The sequence below is a fragment of the Microbacterium schleiferi genome, from assembly GCF_020781975.1.
Classification (GTDB): Bacteria; Actinomycetota; Actinomycetes; order Actinomycetales; family Microbacteriaceae; genus Microbacterium.
Window position 1 is genome coordinate 18,216 of the sequence record NZ_JAJGNI010000008.1, and the last position, 23,059, is coordinate 41,274.

Below are 23,059 nucleotides of genomic sequence, written 5' to 3' on the forward strand. Positions count from 1 at the left end.
TGGTCATGAGCACGCAGCATCCGGCGAATGTCAACGGTATGGAGTGGGCGGCGCAGCGCGGCATGGGGACTCTCGCCCAAAAAATGGGCATGCAGTTCGTCGAGTTCACCGTGGAGCGTTCCGTTGCGACGATGCCCGTGGAGGGCAACACGCAGCCTGTCGGCCTCATGCATGGTGGCGCGTACGTCGTTCTCGGCGAATCGCTGGGATCGATGTCCGCGAACCTCTGGGCGGGCCCCGGACGCCTCGCGGTCGGGGTCGACATCAACGCAACGCACACGCGGTCCGCGCGTTCGGGTCTCGTGACCGGCGTGTGCACGCCCGTGCATCTGGGCCGCAGCATGACCGTTCACGAGATCGTGGTGTCCGACGATGAGGGCCGTCGTTGCTCCACAATTCGGATCACGAACCTCATCAAGGATGTGCCGCTTCCCGAGGAACTCACGCGCCCTGAGGCGTGAACCAGCGTCGCGCGCTCGTCGACTCTGCGCGTGAGCGAATGCCCGGGCTGAGCGGGCCGGGGTGTCAGGCCTTCTTCGGCGCCAGCTGCTCGATGATCGCCTTCGCGACGTCTTGCATGGTGAGGCGGCGGTCCATCGAGGCCTTCTGAATCCACCGGAATGCCTCAGGCTCGGAGAGGCCCATCTTCTCGTTCAGCAGGCCCTTGGCCCGATCCACGAGCTTGCGCGTCTCGAAGCGCTCGACCATGTCGGCAACTTCTGCCTCGAGCGTGAGGATCTGCTCGTGGCGGGCAAGAGCGATTTCGATCGCGGGAAGGAGGTCGTTCGGGGTGAAGGGCTTCACGACATACGCGAGGGCACCAGCTTCGCTGGCTCGCTCGACGAGTTCCTTCTGGCTGAAGGCGGTGAGCAGAACGACGGGTGCGATGTTGTTCTTGTTGAGCTTCTCGGCGGCTGAGATGCCGTCGAGCTGTGGCATCTTGACGTCCATGATGACAAGGTCTGGGCGTAGCTCCGTGGCCAGCTGAACCGCGCTCTCGCCGTCGCCGGCTTCGCCGACGACATCGAAGCCGTTGTCGCGAAGGATTTCGACGATGTCGAGCCGGATGAGGGACTCATCTTCGGCGACGACGACACGACGGGGGGTCCGGGCGGCGGACGTAGCGGCCTGCTCTTGCTCTGTCACCTTTGAATCCTACGGTATGGTCAATGCGGACGTGCCAGGCCGGTGTGGCGGAATGGCAGACGCGACCGACTCAAAATCGGTTGCCCGAAAGGGCGTGTGGGTTCGACTCCCACCACCGGCACGTGAGAAGAGCCGCGACCCGCCAGGGGTGCGGCTCTTCTCATGTCTCGATCGTGCGGCTTGGGAAGAGCGCACGATGGGCGCGGCTCAGGCGCCGAAGAACTGGTTCCCGAGTGCCTTGCTCTTGAGCGCGTCGAATTCGCCCTGCGAGATTGTGCCGGCATCCAGGAGCGCTTTGGCGCGCTCGATCTCGGCAGTCGGGTTCGCGGCAGCGGCGGGACGATACTCGTCGGTCTCGGGAACCACCCCGCGACGGATGCTCGCGCGAGCGGCCATCCCGCGTCCTCGCGCGATCACGTAGACCAGAGCCGTCAGGAACGGCACGAGCACCAGGAAGATGATCCATAGCGCCTTCCAGCCGCCTGCCAGAGTGTGGTCGCGGAAGAGATCGATGATGATCAGCGCCACGACGTAGATGTAGGCGGCGATGTAGAACATCACGAGCGCGAACTAGAAAATGTCCCAGATGCCGAGCACGGCTACCTCCGAATGCGAAACGGTCGCGCTCAGCATAGTGCCGAGCGCGACCGTGTCGTGCGAAGCGAGTGTCAGCCCGCGTTCTGGTACGCGGGCGCTTTGCCGTGCACCGCATCCCCCACATTGTGAATGCGGATGTCGTTGGTCGTGCCTTCGATTCCGGGAGGCGAACCCGAGATCACGACAACCTTGTCTCCGACCTTGGCCAGGTCGTTCGCAAGCAGATAGTCATCCACCTGCAGGAACATCCGGTCGGTGTGTGACACGTGTTCGACGAGGGTCGACTGGATGCCCCAGGTGACCGCCATACGACGGCGGATCGCCGGGTCTGGGGCGAAGGCTAGCATGGGGATCTTCGGTCGCAGCCGCGACAGGCGGCGGGCTGAGTTGCCTGACTCCGTGAACACGCACAGGAACTTGGCCTCCACGAAGTCGGCAACTTCGTTGGCGGCGAGCGTGATGATGCCACCCTGGGTGCGCGGTTTGGTGTGGATAGGCGCGATGCGCTCAAGGCCGTGCTCTTCGGTCGACTCGATGATGCGAGCCATGGTCTGTACGACGACCACGGGGTACTCCCCCACGCTGGTCTCGCCCGAAAGCATCACCGCGTCGGCTCCATCGAGGACGGCGTTGGCGACATCGCTCGTTTCAGCGCGCGTGGGAACCGGGTTGTTGATCATCGACTCGAGCATCTGCGTGGCGACGATGACCGGCTTGGCCATCGCGCGGCACAGCTCGACTGCGCGCTTCTGCACAATCGGTACGGCCTCCAGCGGAAGCTCCACGCCGAGGTCGCCACGGGCGACCATGATGCCGTCGAAGGCGTCGATGATCTCCTCGAGGTTGTCGACGGCCTGCGGCTTCTCGATCTTGGCGATAACCGGAACCCGGCGGCCCTCCTCGGCCATGATCACGTGAACACGCTGGACGTCCTTGGCATCCCGGACGAACGACAGGGCGATCAGGTCGGCGCCGGTGCGCAGACCCCAGCGGAGGTCAGCCTCGTCTTTGTCGGAGAGGGCGGGAACGTTGACCGCGACCCCGGGAAGGTTGATGCCCTTGTTGTTGGACACCGGGCCGCCGACGATGGCTTCGGTCGTGACGACCGTGCCGTCGGTCTCGACGACCTTGACGCGAACCTTGCCGTCGTCGATGAGGAGGAAGTCTCCCGGCTTCACGTCGGCAGGAAGACCCTTGAACGTCGTTGAGACGATCTCTTTCGTGCCGAGGATGTCCTCGGTCGTGATCTTGAAGATGTCGCCGACCGCGAGGTCGTGGGGTCCGTTCTCGAACTTGCCTAGGCGAATCTTTGGTCCTTGCAGGTCGACGAGAACCGCGACGGCGCGCTGTGCGTCGTCGGCAGCCTTGCGGACATTGGCGAAATTGTTCTCGTGAACCGAGTAGTCGCCGTGGGAGAGGTTGAAGCGGGCCACGTCAACACCGGCATCGATGATGGCGCGAACCATCTCGTATGTCGAGGTTGCCGGGCCCAAGGTTGCGACGATCTTCGCGCGTCTCATCCGAGTATGCTCCGTTGTTTGCGTGATGCAGGCAGAAGGCCTGCGGGTATAGGCAGGGGCCGGGCCCAGCCTACGCGTGCGCCATACCGATGGCGACATCCGTCGGGTTAACAGGAGACGGAAGCTCCGTGTCGCCCATCAGATACCGGTCCACCGCTGCAGCGGCCGCGCGTCCTTCGGCGATCGCCCAGACGATGAGGGACTGGCCGCGCCCGGCGTCACCGGCAACGAACACCCCCGGATGCGTCGTCTGGTAATCGTCCTCACGGGCAACGTTGCCGCGATCGGTGAATCTGGTGCCGAGCTGGTCTTCCAGAAGAAGTCGCTCGGGGCCGGTGAAGCCCATGGCGATGAGCACGAGATCTGCGGGGATCTCGCGTTCGGTGCCGCTCTTCGGGATGCGTCGGCCGTCCACGAACTCGGTCTCAGCTACCCGCAGGTACTGCACCTCGCCTGCGTCGTTACCGAGGAACTCGACGGTGGAGGCGAGGTACATCCGCTCCCCGCCTTCCTCGTGGGCTGACTGCACTTCGAACAGGGTGGGGGCCATCGGCCATGGCTGCGCTTCAGGGCGCGCCTCGGGAGGGCGGCGACCGATCGCGAGGTTCGTGACGCTCAGCGCGCCCTGGCGGTGTGCCGTTCCAATGCAGTCCGCACCGGTGTCGCCGCCACCGATCACGATCACGTGCTTGCCCTCCGCCGTGATCTGGTTGGCTACGGCATCCCCGGCGACAGCGTGGTTCGACTCGACGAGGTACTCCATCGCGAAATGGACGCCGGCGAGATCGCGTCCTGGGATCGGAAGGTCCCGCGGAACTGTTGCGCCGGTTGCGACGACGACAGCGTCGTACCGGGCACGCAGGGCATCCCAGGTGATGTCGGTGCCGATGTTCACGCCGGCACGGAACCGGGTTCCTTCATCCTGCATCTGACGAAGACGCGACTCCAGGTGGCGCTTTTCCATCTTGAAGTCCGGGATGCCGTAGCGCAGCAGGCCGCCGATACGGTCATCCCGCTCGTAGACAGCGACGGTGTGACCAGCCCGCGTGAGCTGCTGCGCGGCGGCGAGGCCCGCTGGGCCTGAACCGACCACTGCGACGGTCTTCCCCGTCAGGCGGCCCGGCGGCTTGGGCTCGACCCACCCGCTCGCAAAGGCCTGATCGATGATCGAGACCTCGACCTGCTTGATCGTCACCGCCGGCTGGTTGATCCCCAGCACACACGCGCTCTCGCACGGCGCGGGGCAGAGCCGACCCGTGAACTCCGGGAAGTTGTTCGTGGCGTGCAGACGGTCGATCGCCGCACGCCCCTCGCCACGCCACGTGAGGTCGTTCCATTCGGGGATGAGGTTTCCCAGCGGGCATCCCTGGTGGCAGAAGGGGATGCCGCAGTCCATGCAGCGTCCCGCCTGCCGGCGCAGCACAGCGCTGTCGCCCGGTTCGTAGACCTCTTTCCAGTCCATGATGCGAACAGGCACCGGACGGCGTGCGGGCAGCTCCCGCTCGGTCACCTTCAAAAAGCCCTTGGGATCAGCCACCGGTCACCTCCAGGATGCGGGTCCAAACAACGTCGCCGTCGGGGTCGAGGCCCTCGTCGACAGCCTCCTGCCGTGTACGCAGCACGGCGGCGTAGTCCCGAGGAACGACGCGGACGAAGTTGGCGACCTCCTCGTCGAAGCGCGCGAGGAAGTCTGCGGCAAGCGCGGATCCGGTCTGTTCGACGTGCTGCGCGAGCAGATCGCGCAGCATCTCGGCATCCCCGGAACCCAGCGGTCCGAGTTCGAGCTCACCGGTGGCCAGCGCCTCCCGGTTGACGAGGTCGGCGTCGAGCCGGTAGATGTACGCGGTTCCTCCCGACATGCCGGCACCGAGGTTCCGGCCCGTCGGTCCCAGGATGACGGCGAGACCACCGGTCATGTACTCGAGCGCGTGGTCACCGACCCCTTCGACGACAGCGGTCGCCCCCGAGTTGCGGACAAAGAACCGTTCGCCCACGATGCCGCGCAGGAACAGGGTTCCCTGCGTTGCGCCGTAGCCGATCACGTTGCCGGCGATGACGTTCTGCGACGCATCGAAGGCAGCATCCTCGGGAGGCCGGATGACGATCTGACCGCCGGAGAGCCCCTTGCCGACGTAGTCGTTCGAGTCTCCCGTCAACCGCAGCGTGATCCCTGCGGGCATGAACGCACCGAAGGACTGCCCGGCCGAACCGGTGAGGTTGATCGTGATGGAACCTGCAGGCAGACCGTTCTGGCCCTGAGCTTTCGTCACGTGGTGGCCGAGCAACGTACCGACCGCGCGGGCCGTATTGCGCACGGGCAGGTCGATCGTGATCTGGCCGCCGTGCGCGATCACATCCTGCGCCCGCTCGATGATCGGGACGTCGAAGTGCTCGTCGAGCTCATGATCCTGCGGACGCAGGTTGCGGCGCGGCTCGTCGTCGGAGAACGCGGGACCCTCCAGCACGGGTGTCAGGTCCATTCCGCTTGCCTTCCAGTGCGCGATCGCACGGTTGGTGTCAAGCAGTTCGTGATGACCGATCGCCTCGTCGAGCGAGCGGAACCCGAGCTCTGCCAGGTACTCGCGCACCTCCTGAGCGATGAACTCCATGAAGGTCTCGACGAACTCCGGCTTGCCGGTGAACCGCGACCGCAGGACGGGGTTCTGCGTGGCGACACCGACCGGACAGGTGTCGAGATGACAGACACGCATCATGATGCATCCGGAAACGACCAGCGGAGCGGTGGCGAATCCGAACTCCTCGGCGCCGAGCAGTGCGCCGATGATCACGTCTCGTCCTGTCTTGATCTGGCCGTCGACCTGCACGACCACACGATCGCGCATGCCGTTGAGCATCAGGGTCTGCTGCGTTTCGGCGAGGCCCAGCTCCCACGGCGTGCCTGCGTGCTTGAGCGAGTTCAACGGGCTGGCACCGGTGCCGCCGTCGTGTCCGGATACCAGGATGACGTCGGCCAGCGCTTTTGCCGTACCCGCTGCTACCGCACCGATGCCCGACTGGCTCACCAGCTTGACGTGCACGCGGGCCTGCGGGTTGGCACGCTTGAGATCGAAGATCAGCTGCTTGAGGTCCTCGATCGAATAGATGTCATGGTGCGGCGGCGGCGAGATGAGGCCGACACCGGCGGTGGCATGCCGGGTGCGCGCCACCCACGGGTAGACCTTGGTCGGGGGCAGCTGCCCACCCTCGCCCGGCTTCGCCCCCTGTGCCAGCTTGATCTGGATGTCGTCGGCTTCCGTCAGATACAGGCTCGTGACACCGAAGCGCCCCGATGCCACCTGCTTGATGGCGCTGCGGCGTTCGGGGTCGAGGAGACGGTCGACATCCTCGCCGCCCTCACCGGTGTTGGACTTGCCGCCGATCCGGTTCATCGCGATAGCGAGTGTCTCGTGCGCTTCCTTCGAGATGGAGCCGTAGCTCATCGCGCCGGTTGAGAACCTCTTCACGATCGCCGACACCGGCTCGACTTCGTCGATCGGCACGGGACGGCGCACACCGGTGCGCAGACGGAAGAGTCCGCGGAGGGTCTTCAGTTCGCTCGCCTGGTCATCTACGAGCTTGGTGTACTCGCGGAACACGTCGTACCGGCGCGTGCGGGTCGAGTGCTGAAGGCGGAAGACCGTCTCAGGGTTGAACAGGTGAGGCGAGCCGTCTCGGCGCCACTGATACTCCCCACCGGTCCAGAGGCGCTCGTGCGCGCGCTCTGCTTCGTCCTCGGGGTACGCGTAGGCGTGTCGGGCACGGTTCTCGGCGGCGATGACGTCGAGCCCGACGCCGCCGAGCTTGGTCTCGGTGCCGGTGAAGTACGCGTCCACGAACTCCTGCGACAGGCCGACGGCCTCGAACACCTGGGCGCCCGCGTAGGACGACACTGTCGAGATCCCCATCTTGGACATGATCTTCAGAACGCCCTTGCCGAGGGCATAGATGAGGTTCTTGACGGCCTTTTCGGGCGAAACGCCGGTGATGTACCCGGCGCGCACGAGGTACTCGACGGTCTCCATGGCGAGGTAAGGGTTCACTGCTGACGCCCCGTAACCAAGCAACGTCGCGACGTGGTGAACTTCGCGGACGTCTCCAGCCTCGACGACCAGCCCTACTTTCATTCGCGTCTCGCGCCGGATCAGGTGGTGGTGGATGGCGGCGACCATCAGCAACGAGGGAATCGGGGCGAGGTCCTTGTTGGAGTCGCGGTCGCTGAGCACGATGTACTCGGCACCGTCCTCGATCGCCTGGTCGACTTCGCTGCACATCTGCGCGATGCGCTTCTGCATCCCCTTGTGGCCAGCCTCGACGCGGTACAGGCCACGGATGGTTACCGAGGAGCGTCCGGGCACTGCGGTATCGATGTGCTGGATCTTCGCGAGTTCATCGTTGTCGATGACCGGGAAGTCCAGGGTCACGGTGCGCGTGTGGCTCGGGCCCCAGTCCAAGAGGTTCCGCTCGGGGCCGATACCGAGCGAGAGCGAGGTGACGACCTCTTCTCGGATCGAGTCCAGGGGCGGGTTGGTCACCTGAGCGAACTGCTGGGTGAAGTAGTCGAACAGCAGGCGCGGGCGGTCGCTCAGGACCGCGACGGGGGTGTCACTGCCCATAGCGCCGAGCGGCTCCGCGCCCTTCTGCCCCATGGGGGTCAGCAGAATGCGGACTTCTTCTTCCGTGTAACCGAAGGTGCGCTGACGGCGGGTGATCGACGCGATCGGATGCACGATGTGCTCACGCTCGGGCAGTTCCGCCAGGCGAACGCGACCGGCGTCCAGCCACTCCTGCCAGGGCTGCATCGTCGCCAGATCGCGCTTGATCTCGTCATCCTCGATGATCCGGCGCTGCGCCGTGTCCACGAGGAACATGCGGCCAGGGCGCAGGCGTCCGCGTCGCTTGATGCGCTCGGGCTCGAAGTCGAGCACACCGGTCTCGCTGCCGATGACGACAAGGCCGTCGGTGGTCTCGGTCCATCGTCCGGGACGCAGGCCGTTGCGGTCCAGAGTCGCGCCGACGAGCGTGCCATCCGTGAAAATGAGGGCGGCGGGACCGTCCCACGGCTCCATCTGGATCGCGTGATAGTCGTAGAACGCGCGCAGATCAGGGTCGAGCCCGACCTGCTTCTCGTAGGCCTCGGGGACCATCATCATGATGGCGTGAGGCAGGCTTCTGCCGGTCAGCGTGAGCAACTCGAGCACCTCGTCGAAGGAGGCCGAGTCGCTGGCGCCGTCGGTGCAGATCGGAAGCAGCGGACGTATGTCGCCGATCAGCTCGGACTCGAGCTGTGACTGGCGTGCGCGCATCCAGTTGCGGTTGCCGTTGACGGTGTTGATCTCGCCGTTGTGTGCGAGCATGCGCAGCGGCTGAGCCAGTCGCCACGAGGGGAAGGTGTTGGTCGAGTACCGCGAGTGAACCACGGCGAGCTCGGATGCAAACCTCTCGTCCTGCAGGTCGGGGTAGAACGGCTCGAGCTGCAGCGTCGTGACCATGCCCTTGTAGCCGAGGGTGCGTGCCGACAGCGAGACGAAATATGCGCCGAGCTCGGTGCGACTGCGCTTGCGGAGCCGGTAGGTGCGGCGATCCAGCGCGACTCCCGACAGCGCAGGGGCGTCACCGACCGCGGGACGCGAAACAAACAGTTGCTCGAAGGCCGGGCGCGCCTCAAACGCGAGCTTGCCGAGGTGCTCCTCGTCGGTGGGGACTTCACGCCAGCCGAGGACCTCGAGGTTCTCGCTTGCCGCGATGCGCTCGATGCCAGCCTTCTGCTCGGCCCGAGCTTCGTGATCCAGGGGAAGGAAGACCATGCCCGCCGCGTACTCCCCCATCGGAGGCAGGTCGAAGTCCACGACAGCGCGAAGGAAGGCATCCGGCATCTGCGTGAGGATGCCGGCGCCGTCGCCAGTACCGGCATCCGACCCGATTGCACCCCGGTGCTCAAGGTTGCGAAGGGCGGTCAGAGCGAGGTCGATGATGTCGTGACCGGGCTCCCCACGAAGGGTCGCGACCATGGCCAGGCCACACGCGTCCCGTTCGAAGTCAGGGTTGTACATCCCCTGCTTGGCGGGGAAGCCGGATTCGCCGGTGGCGATGCGACGGGGGCTCGATGCCATTGCTACCGTCCTCACGTTGATGCTCAAGATGGGACGACGTCGGCCCGGCTGTGTGTGGTGTACGCGGTGATCGGGGTACTACTCCGGTGATCAGATCACTGCGGCCGTGTGGTGCTTGTGGCGCTGCCGGCGGTGACTTCGGGGGCCGGTGGTTCGCTGACGTCGACGAAGTCGGGAGTGTCCTGCGATTGTACAGTGCCTTTCGCGGCGCGTTCGCGACCGGGAACGTACGGTGAAGGCTCCCGCCCGGGGTGGCGGCGCCTCTGCACGATCATGATCGCGAGGCCGATGACGACGCCGAAGATCGCTGCCCACACGTTGGTGCGGATGCCGAGGAAGATCTCGCTGGGATCGATGCGGATCGACTCCCAGACGATGCGGCCGGCGCTGTACCAGATCAGGTAGAGACCGAACAGGCGTCCCCACTGCAGCGCGAAACGACGCCCCGCCCACAGCAGCACAGCAGCGCCGAGCAGGTTCCAGATCATCTCGTACAGGAACGTCGGGTGGAACAGGGTCCCGGGGGCAAGGCCCGGAGGGAACGCGGCGTTGGTGGACTCGATCTCCAAGCCCCACGGGAGGTCGGTCGGAAGGCCGAACAGCTCGTGATTGAACCAGTTGCCGAGTCGTCCCATGGCCTGGGCGATGATCAGACCTGGCGCCAAAGCATCGGCGAATGACCAGAATCGGATGCCGGTCCAGCGGCATCCGAGCCACGCCCCGACTGCCCCGCCGATGAGCGCGCCGTAGATGGCGATGCCACCCTCCCAGATGCGGAAGACCGCCCAGATGTCGGTTCCCTCGCCGAAGTAGAAGCCGGGGTGCGTGACGACGTGGTAGATCCGAGCGCCGATGATCGCGAGGGGAACCGCGAGCAGCGCGATGTCGATGACGATCCAGTTCTCGGCACCGCGCTTGGTCAGGCGGTAGTTCGTAAGCAGGACGGCGACGATGATGCCGGCGATGATGCACAACGCGTAGAAGTGGATGCGCAGCGGCCCGAGGTCGATGTAGCTGACACTCGGACTGGGGATGCTCGTCAGGACGTTCTGGAAAGCGCTGATCATGTCGATCGTCCTCGGTTGGTCGGGCGCCGACCGGAGGGCCGACGACGTGAGTCTAGTTCGAGTGGGGCGGGCTCACTCGCGAACGGTGCCTGCGACGAGCTCGCGCGCTGCAGCAGCGAGGCCGTCGAGCCCGCCATCACGCAGCGCCCGCACGAGCGCCGTGCCGACGATTGCACCGTCGGCGTATTCAAGGACGCTGCGCACGTGGTCGGCGTTGGAGACGCCGATGCCCACGCACGCGCGCTCTGCACCGTGCTCGCGAAGGCGGGCGACGAGAGCGCGGGCTGCAGCATCCAGTTGCGCCCGCTCCCCCGTGATGCCCATCGTTGACACGGTGTACACGAACCCGGTGGTTTCGCGCACGATCATCTCGAGGCGGGCATCGGTCGAACTCGGTGCGGCGAGGAACACCCGGTCAAGGCCCGTTCGCGTGCTCTCGGCGAGCCAGTCGGATGCCGCGTCGGGGGTGATGTCGGGTGTGATCAGCCCGGCGCCACCGGCGGCGCTGAGGTCGTCGGCGTAGCGGGAGACTCCGTACTGGACTACGGGGTTCCAGTACGTCATGACCAGGACGGGAACGTCGGTGCGTGCTGACACCTCGCGAACCGCGGTGAAGGTGTCACGCATCCGGAAGCCCGCTTGCAGCGCAGCGTTGGTTGCCTCCTGGATGACCGGCCCGTCCATCACCGGATCCGAGTACGGCGGTCCAAGTTCGAGGATGTCGACGCCGGCCTCGGCCAACGTGACGGCGGCCTCGATGCTGGTCTGCAGGTCGGGATAGCCGATGGGAAGGTAGCCGATCAGGGCGCCACGGCCCTCAGCCCGGGCCGCGTCGATCGCGGTGGCGACGGCGCTCACGGCTGGGCTCCCTCGTCGTACAGCTCGAACCACCGGGCCGCGGTGTCCATGTCTTTGTCGCCGCGACCGGACAGCGAGATGGCCAGAACCGCTTCCGGTCCGAGGTCGCGCCCGATGCGCAGGGCACCGGCGAGGGCGTGAGCCGACTCAATCGCCGGGATGATGCCCTCGGTGCGCGAAAGCAGGCGCAGTGCCTCCATCGCCTCGGTGTCGGTGGCGGGGATGTAGTGGGCACGACCGATGTCGGCGAGCCAGGCGTGTTCGGGTCCGACCCCGGGATAATCCAGGCCTGCCGAGATCGAGTGGGACTCGACCGTCTGGCCGTCTTCGTCTTGCAGGACGAAGGTCTTGGCGCCGTGCAAGATGCCCGGCGTGCCCCGCTCGATGGATGCCGCGTGCCGGGGCGTGTCGACGCCATCCCCGGCCGCTTCGACGCCATAGAGGGCGACGCCCTCGTCGTCGAGGAATGCATCGAACATGCCGATGGCATTCGATCCGCCGCCGACGCACGCGAAGACGGCATCGGGAAGCCGTCCGATCTCATCCAGAAGCTGAGCGCGCGCTTCTTCGCCGATGACCTTCTGGAAGTCACGGACCATGGCAGGGAACGGGTGCGGGCCCGCGGCGGTGCCGAAGATGTAGTTCGTGTTCTCAACGCTGGCGACCCAGTCGCGGTATGCCTCGTTGATGGCATCCTTCAACGTTCGCGAGCCCGTCGTGACCGGGATGACTTCGGCTCCGAGCAGCCGCATGCGGGCGACGTTCAGCGCCTGGCGCTGCGTGTCGACCTCGCCCATATAGATCGTGCAGTCGAAACCGAACAGCGCCGCAGCCGTGGCAGTTGCCACACCGTGCTGGCCGGCTCCGGTCTCCGCGATCACCCGCGTCTTGCCCAGACGCTGCGTGAGCAGAGCCTGGCCGAGCACGTTGTTGATCTTGTGGGACCCCGTGTGGTTCAGGTCCTCACGCTTGAGAAACACCCGCCCGGCGCCGGTGTGCTCGGCGAACCGCGGCACCTCGGTGAGGGCAGAAGGTCTGCCGGCGTACGAGTTCAGCAGCCGAACGAACTCCGCCTGGAACGCCGGGTCGATGCGAGCTGCCTCGTATTCGGCAGTGAGCTCGTCGATTGCGGCGATGAGCGACTCGGGCATGAAACGCCCGCCGAAGTCGCCGAAGAAGGGACCGCGCTGTTCGCGCAGGCTCGTGGTCATGATCCTGCCTCCAGGAACGTGGTGAGGGTCGCGACGGGGTCACCGGTAACCAGCGCCTCGCCGATGAGGACGACATCTGCGCCCGCAGCCCGGTAGTGCGCGACATCGGCCGGCGCTAGCACAGCGGACTCCGCGACAGCGATGGCATCCGCGGGGATGGACTCGCGCAGGCGCCCGAACAGACCGCGGTCGAGTTCGAACGTGGAAAGGTCGCGCGCGTTGACGCCGACCAGGCGTGCACCGATGTCCGCGGCACGCTGCAGTTCCTCGAGCGAGTGTGTTTCGACCAGTGCCGTCATCCCGAGCTGTTCGATAAGGCGCATCAGCCGCTCGAGTACCGGCTGGTCGAGGGCCGCGACGATGAGCAGAACGATATCGGCGCCTGCCGCGCGGGCCTCGAAGACCTGATACTCGGTGGAGACGAAGTCCTTGCGCAGCACCGGGAGGGATACTGCAGCACGGACTGACTCGAGATCCGCGAGGCTCCCCTTGAACCGACGCTGTTCCGTCAGAACCGAGATGGCCGATGCTCCCCCGCGCTCGTACAGAGATGCGAGGTGGGCTGGGTCGGGGATCTCGGCGAGGTCGCCGCGTGATGGGCTGGCACGCTTGACCTCGGCGATGATGCGCACGTTCTCGGTGGGTGCCAGTGCTTCGAGTGCCGGGAGCGCGGCGGGACGATCACGTGCGGCGCGTTCGACATCCGCAAGCGGCCGCACGGCTTCGCGCGACCGGGCGTCCTCGAGAGCGCCGGCCGTGAGGTCGGCGAGCATGCTCAATGCTCTTTCGCGGTGTACCTGGAGCCGCCCACGCCGTAGCCGACCTTCGCCATGATCCAACCGACGAGCGCCCCCACCACGACAAGGACTACCGACGCCCACACGAGCCAGACGATCTCCAGGAAGAACGCCACTGTGCCCAGGGCGATGGCAGCGAGCATGATGACGACAGCCGTCCAGGCCGCCGGCGAGTGTCCGTGGCCGGGGTCGCCGATGGGGTTGCTCATGGATATCCTCCGGTAGTGCGCGGGCTGTGGCCAGTCTAGCGGTCAGGTGGTGGGGTCCCCGCCACGGGAGAGGTCATCCCACGAGTCGATGGCATCGAGGGGTTCGCCGCTCTGGCGTCGCTCGGCGCGCTCGGCCTGGTACCGTTTCCCACCCTCGGGCCACAGGCGGGCTGTCGCGAGAACCCAGGTCCCGGCGGCAGCCATAATGACGGCCGCGACGAGGGTGATGGCGGGCCAGGCCGTGACGGTGATCCCTGCCACAAGCTCCGCGATCGCGCTCTCGCCGCGGATGCCGGTCACGGCTGCAACTTCGGCTGCGACGGCGTCTACGGGGGCGTTGATGGCGATCGGTGCTGCGAGGACGGCCAGAGTGACCCCGAGGGCGGCCCCGATCAGACCGAACACGGGACGGAGGATCCGACCGACGATGGATAGAGCGGCTCCGAGCGCGAGCGCCGTCAGGCTCAGCGGCGCGAGGAGCACCACCGCGGACGCCCCCGCCACGGCGAGCGGTTCCGCGGCACCGTCTGTCAACGACACGAGGAGCCACGTCTGGGTCGAGGAGATGAGGCCCGTCGCACCAGCGATCAGCAGAGCGACAACTCCGACGAGCCGGGCCCGCGCGATCATGCGTCCCCGTGGGTGACAGCCGGTTCGAGGTCGGTCGTGTCGAAGCAGCTTCGCGTACCGGTGTGGCAGGCTGCACCGATCTGCTCGACTTCGATCAGGAGCGCGTCGCCGTCGCAATCCAGCTTCGCACCGCGCACATACTGCACATGCCCGGACGTATCGCCCTTGCGCCAGTACTCCTGACGCGAGCGCGACCAGAAGGTCACGCGGCCGCTGGTGAGCGTACGCCGCAGCGCTTCAGCATCCATCCATCCGAGCATGAGCACCTCTCCGGTGTCCCACTGCTGGATGATCGCCGGCGCAAGTCCGTCTGGGTTGAAGGAGACTGCCGTGATGCGGTCATCGACATCGGTCACGCTCTCACCTCCACGTTCTCGGCTGCCAGTGCAGACTTGACATCACCGACGGTGAGCTGACCGGAGTGGAAGACACTCGCGGCCAGCACAGCGTCTGCTCCGGCGTGAACGGCCGGCGCGAAATGCTCGACCGATCCCGCACCGCCGGAGGCGATCACCGGTACCGACGAGATCTCGCGCATCAGCGACACGAGCTCCAGATCGAAACCCTCCCGTGTGCCATCGGCGTCGATCGAGTTGACCAGGAGCTCGCCTGCACCTCGATCGATGGCCTCGCGAGCCCATGCCAGCGCATCCAGCGTCGTCTCGGTGCGGCCACCGTGGGTGGTCACGACGAATCCCGAGTCGACCGCTGCGGAGCGCTTCACATCGAGTGAGAGCACGAGGACCTGCGCGCCGAAGCGATCGGCGATCTCGTCGACGAGCCCGGGGCGAGCGATGGCGGCGGAGTTGACCCCGACCTTGTCTGCTCCGACGCCGAGGAGCCGAGCCACGTCGTCGCCCGAGCGTACCCCTCCCCCGACGGTGAGCGGGATGAAGACCTCTTCGGCGGTGCGCTGAACGACGTCGTAGGTTGTCGCGCGCTCGTCGACAGTCGCGGTGACGTCGAGGAACGTGATCTCGTCAGCGCCCTGCCGAAAATACGCCGCGGCAAGTTCGACGGGGTCTCCCATGTCGCGGAGATTCAGGAAGTTGATGCCCTTCACCACCCGCCCGGCGGCGACGTCGAGGCACGGGATGACGCGGGTCGCGACAGCCATCTAGAGCCTCGCCGCGTGGATCTCGGTCACGAGGATGGCGCGAGCGCCGATGCCGTACAGGGCATCCATCACCTGATTGACGCCCTTGCGCGGGCTCATGACGCGTACAGCAACCCACGACGGGTCCCGGAGCGGCGAGATCGTCGGTGATTCGATACCCGGTGCGATCTCGACTGCGCGATCGACGAGGTCCGCCGGGAGGTCGTAGTCGATGAGAACGTATCGGCGGGCAACCATGACGCCGCGCAGACGCCGCAGGAGAGTCTCGGTCCCCTCGACCTCGCGGGGCCCTCCGATCAGGACGGCTTCGGACTCCAAAAGCACCGGGCCGAAGATCTCCAGCCCCGCCTGCTTGAGGGTCGTGCCCGTCGAGACCACATCGGCGACGGCGTCAGCGACGCCCAGGCGCACGGCGGATTCGACCGCGCCGTCAAGCGGAACGAGGTCGACAGCGATCCCGCGCTCGTCAAGGAACGAGTCCACAAGGCCCGGGTAAGCCGTAGCCACGCGCATTCCCTCGAGGTCAGCGAGCTCGGTGAACCTTCCGGGAGGCCCCGCGAAGCGGAAGGTGGAGTCGGCGAAGCCGAGGGACTCGACCTCGCGCGCCGGCACCCTGGCATCCAGCAACAGGTCGCGACCGGTGATCCCGACATCCAGGGCACCCGAGCCGACATACGTCGCGATATCGCGCGGCCGCAGATAGAAGAACTCGACCTCGTTCGCAGGGTCGATGACGTGGAGGTCTTTCGGGTCGCGTCTGCCGGTGTACCCGGCTTCGGTGAGCATGGCGGCAGACGTCTCGGCCAGCGAGCCCTTGTTGGGCACGGCGATTCGGAGCATGGGGGTCTTTCGGGTCGAAGCGGGAGCGGGCGACGGGTTCAGAGATGTCGGTACACGTCCTCGAGCGAAAGACCCTTCGCCAGCATCAACACCTGCAGGTGGTACAACAATTGCGAGATCTCTTCAGCTGCAGCCTCGTCAGACTCGTACTCGGCAGACATCCACACCTCAGCGGCCTCTTCGACGATCTTCTTGCCGATCGCGTGGATGCCAGCATCGAGCTCTGCGACGGTCCCCGAACCCTCGGGACGGGTCTGCGCCTTCACCGTCAATTCGGCGAACAGCTCTTCGAAGGACTTCACCATGCCAGGGTAGCGAACCGCGCGGCCTGCTCGGTCAGTGCCGATGGGCGTGCGTGCCGCGAGAACGCAGCCCTGCGATTGCAGCATCCGGGTCGCCGGCCCCGAACACGGCTGATCCGGCGACGAACGTGTCGGCCCCGGATGCGGCGGCCTGTTCGATCGTGGACTCCGAGATGCCGCCGTCCACCTGCAACCACACCGCGGAACCGCGGCGGCGGCATTCATCAGCGAGGGTGCGGAGCTTGGGCATCATGTCAGTCATGAAGGACTGACCGCCGAATCCGGGTTCGACGGTCATCACGAGGATCTGGTCGAACTCGTCGAGGATGTCGAAGAGCGGCTCGACCGGTGTAGCCGGCTTCAGTGCGATTCCGGCGCGTGCCCCCATGGACCGCAGTCGGCGCGCCAGAGGCACGGGCTCTGCGGTTGCCTCGGTGTGGAAGGTCACGGATGCCGCGCCGATCTCTGCATAGCCCGGTGCCCAGCGGTCGACATCGTCGATCATGAGGTGCACATCCAGCGGCACGGGCGATGTCGCCTGGATTCGCTCGACCATCTGCGGACCGAACGTGAGGTTGGGGACGAAGTGATTGTCCATCACGTCGACGTGAACGAAGTCGGCGGCGGCGATGCGCTGCAGTTCCGCCTGCATGTTGACGAAGTCGGCGGCGAGGATGCTGGGATTGATGCGTACCGTAGCGTCATGCGTCGCGGCGTCGGGGGAACTCACCCGTCCATTATGGGCGAGGGCGCCCGTCAGCCACGTCGTCGCAGGAGTGTGATCGACATCGCGTCGGTGCCGTGCCGGTGAGGCCACAGCTGCGCGCGTCCACCGCCCGAGCCCGGGGTCGCCAGATCCGGAACGTTTCGCGAGACCCGACGCAGCACGCCCCGCGCATCCAGTTCCTCCAGCTCATTGCGGTGCTGGTCCAGCACCGCCGCGACAACATCGCGCGTTTCCGCAAGGTGCGGAGAGCACGTTACGTACGCGACGACACCGCCGGGGCGGAGCCCCGTCACTGCCGCGGACAGCAGCTCGCCCTGGAGTTCTGCGAGCGGCGCGACATCCTGCGGGGACTTTCGCCACCGCGATTCGGGCCGTCGTCGCAGTGCACCGAGGCCCGTGCACGGGGCATCCACGAGGATTCGGTCGTAGGCTGCAGAGCCTGCCCTTTCCCTCCCGTCTTCCTCAGAGACGGGAACCTCGAACGGGATCGGCTCGAGGGACCGGCGAACCAAACCGGCGCGCGTGGATGACACCTCGTTGGCCTCGAGGTCCAGAGGGCTCCCGACCTCCCGCGCCTCGAGTGCGCGCGCGGCCAGCAGAGCGGTCTTTCCGCCGGGTCCTGCGCACAGGTCGAGCCAGCGCTCTCCGGGTCGCACGGGGTCGACCTCCGAGAGGGCGAGGGCCGCGAGCTGGGATCCCTCGTCCTGGACCCGTAGCGCGCCGCCGGAGGCGGCGACGAGCCTGCCGGGATCGCCCGCCGGTGCGCGGAAGCCGTACGGCGAAAAGGACGTCGGCTCCGACCCTTCGGGGATGGCTGCAAGACCGGGAAGCGCGGTCATCGTTACGCGCGGTGGGTCGTTGTCGGCGGCGAGCAGATCGGTGAGCTCGCCCGCGCGTCCCTCGTCGTCCAGAGCCCGCCGGAGCGCCCGGATCACCCACACCGGGTGGGAGGTGCGCACCGAGAGGCGTTCATCGTCCGATCGGGCAGCCTCCTCGGCGCGGGAGATCCAGGTCGCGGCATCCGCGCCGCCGATTCTGCGCAGAACGGCGTTGACGAAGCCGAAAGCGCGCTGCCCCGCGCTTGCCCGCGTGAGCGCAACCGACTCGTTGACTGCAGCGTGCGGCGGGACCCTCGTGGCCAGGAGTTGATGCACGCCGAGACGCAGGATGTCGAGCACGGGCGGGTCGAGAGTCTCGGTCGGACGGTTCGCGGCGACGGCGATGACGGCATCCCAGGTTCCCTGTTGCCGCAGGGTTCCATAGGTCAGCTCCGTCGCGAGCGCTGCGTCCGCAGGACTCAGCTGTGCCCGGGCGATGGCTGTCGGCAGGACGAGATTCGCGTACGCATCGGCGTCATGGACCGCGCGCAGAGTGTCGAACGCGACCCGCCGGGCAGACAGTGCACTGCTCATGCCGTGGCCCCGCTCGCTCCGGGAGACGGCTCGCCGGCGTCGCCAGTGTCGAACTGGAGCTCGCTCAGCCGGGTGCCGCGCCACCAATCTCCGGCATCCATCGCAGGCTTGCCGGCAGGCTGGACACGCTGCAGCGCGATCGGGTGAGTGGCGGTTCCGACGATCACCTGCTTCGCGTGAGATGCCGCCAGTCCGGGGCGCAAGCGCGGTGAGTCGGCGGAGGCCGGGCCGGCGGCGAGGATCTTCAGCCGTGAGCCGTCAGCCGTCGCGAAAGCGCCCGGCTCCGGAGTGACGCCGAAGATCCGCGACACGACCTGTTCCCGAGGCTGCTCCCAGTCGACGCGACCGTCCTCGATCGAGAGCTTCGGTGCGTAGGTCGGCTCGCCTTGTTGCGGGCGGGGCCGAGCGGTGCCGTCTGCGATCTCGCCGACGACCGCCGCGAGCAGCTCGGCGCCGGACTCCGCAAGGGTCGCCAGCAGATCGCCTGCTGTCGCGTCTGCGGGGCGAGGGAAACGAATCTCGCCGAAAATGTCGCCCTCGTCGAGTCCGTGCGTCAGCTGAAAGACGTCGGCTCCCACCTCGGGATCTCCTGCGATGATCGCGTGCTGCACCGGAGCGGCACCCCGCCACCGGGGCAGCACGGAAAAGTGAAGATTGATCCAGCCGTGCCGGGGCGTCGAGAGCAGAGGCTCACGGACCAGTCCGCCATAGGCCACGATCACGCCAAGATCGGGCTGCGCCTCTCGCACCGCCGTGAGCGCTTCCTCATCGAGGCGCGCGGTGCGATGCACTGCAAGGCCCAGTTCGAGGCCGGCAGCGGCCACCGGTGAGGGAGTCAGGACGCGTCGGCGGCCGATTGGTGCATCGGGGCGTGTGATCACGAGAGGCACCTCGTGACCGGCGTCCACGAGGGCGAGAAGCGACGGTACCGCGGGCTGCGGAGTACCAGCGAACACGATTCTCATTGCTGTATCTCCAGGTTCAGGTCGGGCAGGTCCATACGGATGCGTAGGGTGGCGCGCGAGCCACCGCGTGTCCGCGATCGCCGTCCCCGCAGCGCTGAAGCGACAAGAGCCGCGCGCAGGGAGCGCGCGACGTCGGGTCCATCGTGGTAGTCGCAGCGCACGAGCGCGCGCACGTTGTCATCTCGTGAGTCGGTTGCGGGCAGCGGCACGGGCCCGAGGATGTCACCGGCACGCAACCGCGGCACGTCCGTCCTCACGGCGGCCAGCGCGGTCTCCACTGCCGGTCGGGCCCCCTCCAACGCGGCGACACGAACGGCGGGCGGCATGCGAAGCTCCGCGCGCTCGGCCAGTTCCGCGCGCGCGAATGCCGGCTGGGTCCAGGTAGCCAGGGCTCGGCCGAGTGTCCCGGCGACTCCGACCAGGTGCACCGGCGCACCCGGTGCGGCCAAGGCCGCCGCGTTCGACCACCAGCGCAGGCAGTGCTCCGCGATCCGCAGATCGTCGGCGAGCAGCATCCGTTCGCCGTCCAGGAGCAGGACTGCGCGGTATCCGCCCGCGGTTCGGGGCTCTGCCCCCCGGGTCGCGATGACCAGGGCCGGTGCGGCCGGCACGTCGAGGACCTGATGCTCGGCGTCCGAGACGATGACCCGGACGCCGGGAAACGCGCGACCCAGCTCCTCGGCGGTGCGGCGGCTCCCGGAGCCGATAAGCAGAAAGCGTGTGCCCCCGCACGACGCGCAGGTCCAGCCCTCAGCGCGGCGTCCGCACGCGGAGCAGGTGGGTGTCGCCCCTCGCGCTCCGGCCTGGAGCGATCCGCCGCAGGCGCGGCAGCGTGCGGGATGCCGGCAGTCGGCACAGGCGAGCACTGGCGCATAACCGGGACGAGCGACCTGCACCAGAACCGGACCGCTCCGAACTGCCTCGCGCGCGGCGGTGAACGCCGCAGAGGGGACCCGCGCGGTCCCGTTCTCCCCCTCGCGCAGTGGTGTGAGCACCACGCGGGGAGCTGCTGGACGGGCTGCGCGGAGTTCCTCCACCCACCCGATATCGACAAGACGTTGGACGTCGGTGGTGCGGGTGAACCCGGCGAAGATAAGCGCGAACTGTTCCTGCTCTTGCCGGACCAGCGCGGCGTCGCGCGCGTGGACGCCGGGTGAGAGCGGCTCACGCAGAAGCGGATCGCCGTCGTCCCAGACAGCGACAAGCCCGAGGGCGTGGACTGGCGCGTAGACGGCGGATCGGTTGCCGATCACGATCGACGGCGTGGGCTCGAGTACCCGCAGGTACGCGCCGTAGCGGGCGGGGGCGCTTTGAGCTGCATCCGTCCGGATGACTGCCTCACCGAGTCCGTGCGCGATCAGGCCCTGCTCGAGCTGGTCGAGATCTCGGTGGTCGGGCACGACGAGGATGCTGCTGCGTCCTGCCGCCAGCAGCTGCGCGGACGCGGCAGCGAGAACGCCCACCCACCCCGGTGCGGGCGAGCCAGGCGTTACCGGAGTGGTCGGTGCCGTCAGCGCGATGCGAGCACCTCGGGAGAGCGATTCCTCCAAACCGGGGAAGCTTGCAAGCCCTGCTGCCGCCCATTCTGCGGTGGATGCCTGAACCTCGGGAGCGGCCGCCCGTTCGGCGTTCTGCCACGAGCGTTCGGCCCGCACCATCCGTCGCGGCACGACCAGGCGCAGTATGTCGGATGCCGACCCCGCCGACCGGTCGGCGACCTTTCGTGCGAGGTCGTAGAGCCGCCGAGGCAGCACGGGTACCGGAGAGATGACTGACTCGAGCTCCGAGAGGGGGCGGTCAGCGGCGGGTTCATCGTCCAGCTCTACGATGAAGCCGTCAACGATACGGCCAGCCGCACGAAGCGGCACGCGCACGCGGACTCCCTCTCGAGCCTCAGGTGCCAGCTCGTCGGGAATCTCGTAGTCGAAGAGCCGATCCAGTTGTGGCAGCGGGGAATCCAGGAGCACTCGCGCGATGCGCCGAGTGGTCATGTCAGAGACCGGCGGCTGAGCGCAGGTCGTCGACGCGGTCCGTGCGCTCCCAGGTGAAGTCCGCAAGCTCCCGGCCGAAGTGCCCGTAGGCCGCGGTCTGCGCATAGATCGGGCGGAGCAGATCGAGCTGGTCGATGATCGCCTTCGGGCGCAGGTCGAAGACGTCCAGAATCGCCGTCGTGATGATCTCATCGGCCACGTGGCCGGTCCCGAACGTCTCGACGTACAGGCCGACCGGAGCTGCCTTGCCAATGGCGTAGGCGACCTGCACTTCGAGCCGATCAGCGAGTCCTGCAGCCACCGCGTTCTTCGCTACCCACCGCATGGCGTAGGCAGCAGAGCGGTCGACCTTCGAGGGGTCCTTGCCGCTGAACGCTCCGCCGCCGTGACGCGAGGCGCCGCCATAGGTGTCGATGATGATCTTCCGGCCGGTCAGGCCAGCATCCCCCTTCGGGCCGCCGATGACGAACGGGCCCGCCGGGTTGATGTAGTAGGTGACGCCCGAGAGATCGAGTCCGGTGCTCTCCAGAACCGGATCGATGACGACCTCCTGTATCTGGGCGCGCAGGTCCTCTTGCGAGATGTCGGGATGGTGCTGGGTCGAGAGCACCACGGACTCGACGGTGCGCGGGACGGCGCCTTCGAACCCGAGGGTGACCTGCGTCTTGCCATCGGGACGAAGGAACGGCAGCGCACCCGAGCGCCGGGAATCGGCGAGGCGTTCAGCCATGCGGTGCGCCGTCCATGCGGCCATCGGCATCAGCTGCGGCGTCTCGGTCGTCGCATAGCCGAACATGATGCCCTGGTCGCCCGCGCCCTGCTCGTCGCGGGGGTCGGACGATCCGCGTTCACGCTGCTCGAAGGCCTTGTTCACCCCCGAGGCGATGTCTGAGGACTGCGCCCCGATCGAAATGCTCACGCCGCACGAGTCGCCGTCGAAGCCGGTCTCGCTCGAGGTGTATCCGATGCGGTTGACGACGTCGCGAACGATCGCGGGAATCTCGACGTACGCGGAAGTGCTCACCTCACCCGCGACATGCACGAGTCCGGTGGTGACGAGGGTCTCGACCGCGACGCGTCCGCTCGGATCCTCGCTGAGGATCGCGTCGAGGATGCTGTCGGAGATCTGGTCGCAGATCTTGTCGGGGTGACCTTCCGTGACCGATTCGGACGTGAACAGACGCAACGCGGTCATGGAGCTCCCGTCAGTGGTGGACGTCGATCAGTATCGCGACGGCGTACGACACCGACGCGCAAAGAGGTGATCGTCAGTCGATCGGACGGAGGCGAAGCTTGTCTTCGTTGATCTCGTGGAGCGCGATGGTCAGGGGCTTGTCCTCGACGGTCGAGTCGACCAGCGGTCCCACGTTGTCGAAGAGGTTCCCCTCGTGCAGGTCGGAGTAGTAGTCATTGATCTGACGCGCGCGCTTGGCTGCGTAGATCACGAGCTGGTACTTCGAGTCGACCTTCTCGAGAAGGCTGTCGATGGGGGGCTCGATGATGCCCTGGTTGTTCCCGGCCATGGCGGAATCCCTTCGCTGGCGACGGATGTCGGTGAGA

22 protein-coding genes and 1 tRNA gene are annotated in these 23,059 nt (G+C 66.9%); 2 read left to right on the plus strand and 21 right to left on the minus strand.

What is annotated here, in order from left to right:
* The first annotated feature begins 5 nt into the window (after window positions 1-5).
* Entirely contained in the window at window positions 6-461 is a 456-nt protein-coding gene (locus LL236_RS10510) for a hotdog fold thioesterase (protein WP_228178699.1), read from the plus strand.
* A gap of 64 nt (window positions 462-525) precedes the next feature.
* Here the strand turns inward: LL236_RS10510 and LL236_RS10515 are convergent, their stop codons facing one another.
* The gene (locus tag LL236_RS10515) at window positions 526-1,146 is read right to left on the minus strand and encodes an ANTAR domain-containing response regulator (protein WP_228178700.1); all 621 of its coding nucleotides are present in this window, start codon (window positions 1,144-1,146) and stop codon (window positions 526-528) included.
* A 38-nt stretch (window positions 1,147-1,184) separates the two neighbouring features.
* On the opposite strand from LL236_RS10515, the gene LL236_RS10520 reads away from it, so the two are divergent.
* Window positions 1,185-1,267: transfer RNA gene (locus LL236_RS10520), tRNA-Leu, on the plus strand.
* 86 nt (window positions 1,268-1,353) lie between these two features.
* Here LL236_RS10520 and LL236_RS10525 read toward each other — a convergent pair.
* From LL236_RS10525 to rpoZ, 20 genes are all read right to left on the minus strand, one after another.
* Window positions 1,354-1,704: an SHOCT domain-containing protein gene (locus LL236_RS10525; RefSeq protein ID WP_228178973.1), complete on the minus strand. Its 351-nt coding sequence runs from the start codon at window positions 1,702-1,704 to the stop codon at window positions 1,354-1,356.
* A 110-nt stretch (window positions 1,705-1,814) separates the two neighbouring features.
* Entirely contained in the window at window positions 1,815-3,263 is a 1,449-nt protein-coding gene (pyk, locus tag LL236_RS10530) for a pyruvate kinase (RefSeq protein WP_228178701.1), read from the minus strand.
* 70 nt (window positions 3,264-3,333) lie between these two features.
* Window positions 3,334-4,800: a glutamate synthase subunit beta gene (locus tag LL236_RS10535; RefSeq protein ID WP_228178702.1), complete on the minus strand. Its 1,467-nt coding sequence runs from the start codon at window positions 4,798-4,800 to the stop codon at window positions 3,334-3,336.
* Window positions 4,793-9,373: a glutamate synthase large subunit gene (gene gltB, locus LL236_RS10540; protein ID WP_228178703.1), complete on the minus strand. Its 4,581-nt coding sequence runs from the start codon at window positions 9,371-9,373 to the stop codon at window positions 4,793-4,795. Before gltB ends, LL236_RS10535 begins: the two co-directional genes overlap by 8 nt.
* A 95-nt stretch (window positions 9,374-9,468) precedes the next feature.
* Entirely contained in the window at window positions 9,469-10,440 is a 972-nt protein-coding gene (lgt, locus tag LL236_RS10545; protein ID WP_228178704.1) for a prolipoprotein diacylglyceryl transferase, read from the minus strand.
* A gap of 72 nt (window positions 10,441-10,512) precedes the next feature.
* On the minus strand, window positions 10,513-11,298 hold the full coding sequence (gene trpA / locus LL236_RS10550) for a tryptophan synthase subunit alpha (RefSeq protein ID WP_228178705.1): 786 nt from the start codon (window positions 11,296-11,298) through the stop codon (window positions 10,513-10,515).
* Window positions 11,295-12,509 carry a tryptophan synthase subunit beta gene (gene trpB / locus LL236_RS10555; protein WP_228178706.1) on the minus strand — a complete coding sequence of 405 codons (1,215 nt, stop codon included), beginning with the start codon at window positions 12,507-12,509 and terminating at the stop codon, window positions 11,295-11,297. The genes trpA and trpB overlap by 4 nt, the downstream gene beginning before the upstream one ends.
* On the minus strand, window positions 12,506-13,282 hold the full coding sequence (trpC, locus tag LL236_RS10560) for an indole-3-glycerol phosphate synthase TrpC (protein ID WP_228178707.1): 777 nt from the start codon (window positions 13,280-13,282) through the stop codon (window positions 12,506-12,508). The genes trpB and trpC overlap by 4 nt, the downstream gene beginning before the upstream one ends.
* Before the next feature lie 2 nt (window positions 13,283-13,284).
* The gene (locus tag LL236_RS10565; protein WP_228178708.1) at window positions 13,285-13,515 is read right to left on the minus strand and encodes a DUF6704 family protein; all 231 of its coding nucleotides are present in this window, start codon (window positions 13,513-13,515) and stop codon (window positions 13,285-13,287) included.
* 42 nt (window positions 13,516-13,557) lie between these two features.
* Window positions 13,558-14,145, minus strand: coding sequence for a Trp biosynthesis-associated membrane protein (locus LL236_RS10570; protein WP_228178709.1), 588 nt, complete (start codon window positions 14,143-14,145; stop codon window positions 13,558-13,560).
* Window positions 14,142-14,501, minus strand: coding sequence for a phosphoribosyl-AMP cyclohydrolase (gene hisI / locus LL236_RS10575; RefSeq protein ID WP_228178710.1), 360 nt, complete (start codon window positions 14,499-14,501; stop codon window positions 14,142-14,144). Before hisI ends, LL236_RS10570 begins: the two co-directional genes overlap by 4 nt.
* Entirely contained in the window at window positions 14,498-15,262 is a 765-nt protein-coding gene (gene hisF / locus LL236_RS10580; RefSeq protein WP_228178711.1) for an imidazole glycerol phosphate synthase subunit HisF, read from the minus strand. Before hisF ends, hisI begins: the two co-directional genes overlap by 4 nt.
* Window positions 15,263-16,102, minus strand: coding sequence for an ATP phosphoribosyltransferase (gene hisG, locus LL236_RS10585; RefSeq protein WP_228178712.1), 840 nt, complete (start codon window positions 16,100-16,102; stop codon window positions 15,263-15,265).
* Window positions 16,103-16,140: 38 nt separating this feature from the next.
* A complete protein-coding gene (locus tag LL236_RS10590; protein ID WP_228178713.1) occupies window positions 16,141-16,404 on the minus strand; it encodes a phosphoribosyl-ATP diphosphatase in 264 nt (87 codons plus the stop codon).
* Window positions 16,405-16,438: 34 nt separating this feature from the next.
* On the minus strand, window positions 16,439-17,134 hold the full coding sequence (rpe, locus tag LL236_RS10595) for a ribulose-phosphate 3-epimerase (protein ID WP_228178717.1): 696 nt from the start codon (window positions 17,132-17,134) through the stop codon (window positions 16,439-16,441).
* A gap of 26 nt (window positions 17,135-17,160) precedes the next feature.
* A complete protein-coding gene (locus LL236_RS10600) occupies window positions 17,161-18,543 on the minus strand; it encodes an RsmB/NOP family class I SAM-dependent RNA methyltransferase (protein ID WP_228178719.1) in 1,383 nt (460 codons plus the stop codon).
* Window positions 18,540-19,508, minus strand: a complete 969-nt coding sequence (gene fmt / locus LL236_RS10605) for a methionyl-tRNA formyltransferase (protein ID WP_228178720.1) — start codon at window positions 19,506-19,508, stop codon at window positions 18,540-18,542. The genes LL236_RS10600 and fmt overlap by 4 nt, the downstream gene beginning before the upstream one ends.
* Window positions 19,505-21,499, minus strand: a complete 1,995-nt coding sequence (locus tag LL236_RS10610; RefSeq protein ID WP_228178721.1) for a primosomal protein N' — start codon at window positions 21,497-21,499, stop codon at window positions 19,505-19,507. The genes fmt and LL236_RS10610 overlap by 4 nt, the downstream gene beginning before the upstream one ends.
* Before the next feature lies 1 nt (window position 21,500).
* Window positions 21,501-22,694, minus strand: coding sequence for a methionine adenosyltransferase (gene metK / locus LL236_RS10615; protein ID WP_228178722.1), 1,194 nt, complete (start codon window positions 22,692-22,694; stop codon window positions 21,501-21,503).
* Window positions 22,695-22,767: 73 nt separating this feature from the next.
* Complete coding sequence (gene rpoZ / locus LL236_RS10620) at window positions 22,768-23,022, minus strand: DNA-directed RNA polymerase subunit omega (protein WP_267189766.1); 255 nt, start codon at window positions 23,020-23,022, stop codon at window positions 22,768-22,770.
* Between the last annotated feature and the right edge of the window lie 37 nt (window positions 23,023-23,059).

Excerpts from the sequence above, each read along its gene's own strand:
- fmt (WP_228178720.1), bottom strand. The coding sequence starts at position 19,508 with ATGAGAATCGTGTTCGCTGGTACTCCGCAGCCCGCGGTACCGTCGCTT.
- trpC (WP_228178707.1), bottom strand. The coding sequence starts at position 13,282 with ATGCTCGCCGACCTCACGGCCGGCGCTCTCGAGGACGCCCGGTCGCGC.
- gltB (WP_228178703.1), bottom strand. The coding sequence starts at position 9,373 with ATGGCATCGAGCCCCCGTCGCATCGCCACCGGCGAATCCGGCTTCCCC.
- rpoZ (WP_267189766.1), bottom strand. The coding sequence starts at position 23,022 with ATGGCCGGGAACAACCAGGGCATCATCGAGCCCCCCATCGACAGCCTT.
- metK (WP_228178722.1), bottom strand. The coding sequence starts at position 22,694 with ATGACCGCGTTGCGTCTGTTCACGTCCGAATCGGTCACGGAAGGTCAC.
- pyk (WP_228178701.1), bottom strand. The coding sequence starts at position 3,263 with ATGAGACGCGCGAAGATCGTCGCAACCTTGGGCCCGGCAACCTCGACA.
- lgt (WP_228178704.1), bottom strand. The coding sequence starts at position 10,440 with ATGATCAGCGCTTTCCAGAACGTCCTGACGAGCATCCCCAGTCCGAGT.
- hisG (WP_228178712.1), bottom strand. The coding sequence starts at position 16,102 with ATGCTCCGAATCGCCGTGCCCAACAAGGGCTCGCTGGCCGAGACGTCT.
- LL236_RS10570 (WP_228178709.1), bottom strand. The coding sequence starts at position 14,145 with ATGATCGCGCGGGCCCGGCTCGTCGGAGTTGTCGCTCTGCTGATCGCT.
- LL236_RS10610 (WP_228178721.1), bottom strand. The coding sequence starts at position 21,499 with ATGACCACTCGGCGCATCGCGCGAGTGCTCCTGGATTCCCCGCTGCCA.
- trpB (WP_228178706.1), bottom strand. The coding sequence starts at position 12,509 with ATGACCACGAGCCTGCGCGAACAGCGCGGTCCCTTCTTCGGCGACTTC.
- LL236_RS10600 (WP_228178719.1), bottom strand. The coding sequence starts at position 18,543 with ATGAGCAGTGCACTGTCTGCCCGGCGGGTCGCGTTCGACACTCTGCGC.
- LL236_RS10510 (WP_228178699.1), top strand. The coding sequence starts at position 6 with ATGAGCACGCAGCATCCGGCGAATGTCAACGGTATGGAGTGGGCGGCG.
- LL236_RS10565 (WP_228178708.1), bottom strand. The coding sequence starts at position 13,515 with ATGAGCAACCCCATCGGCGACCCCGGCCACGGACACTCGCCGGCGGCC.
- LL236_RS10525 (WP_228178973.1), bottom strand. The coding sequence starts at position 1,704 with ATGTTCTACATCGCCGCCTACATCTACGTCGTGGCGCTGATCATCATC.
- hisF (WP_228178711.1), bottom strand. The coding sequence starts at position 15,262 with ATGGCTGTCGCGACCCGCGTCATCCCGTGCCTCGACGTCGCCGCCGGG.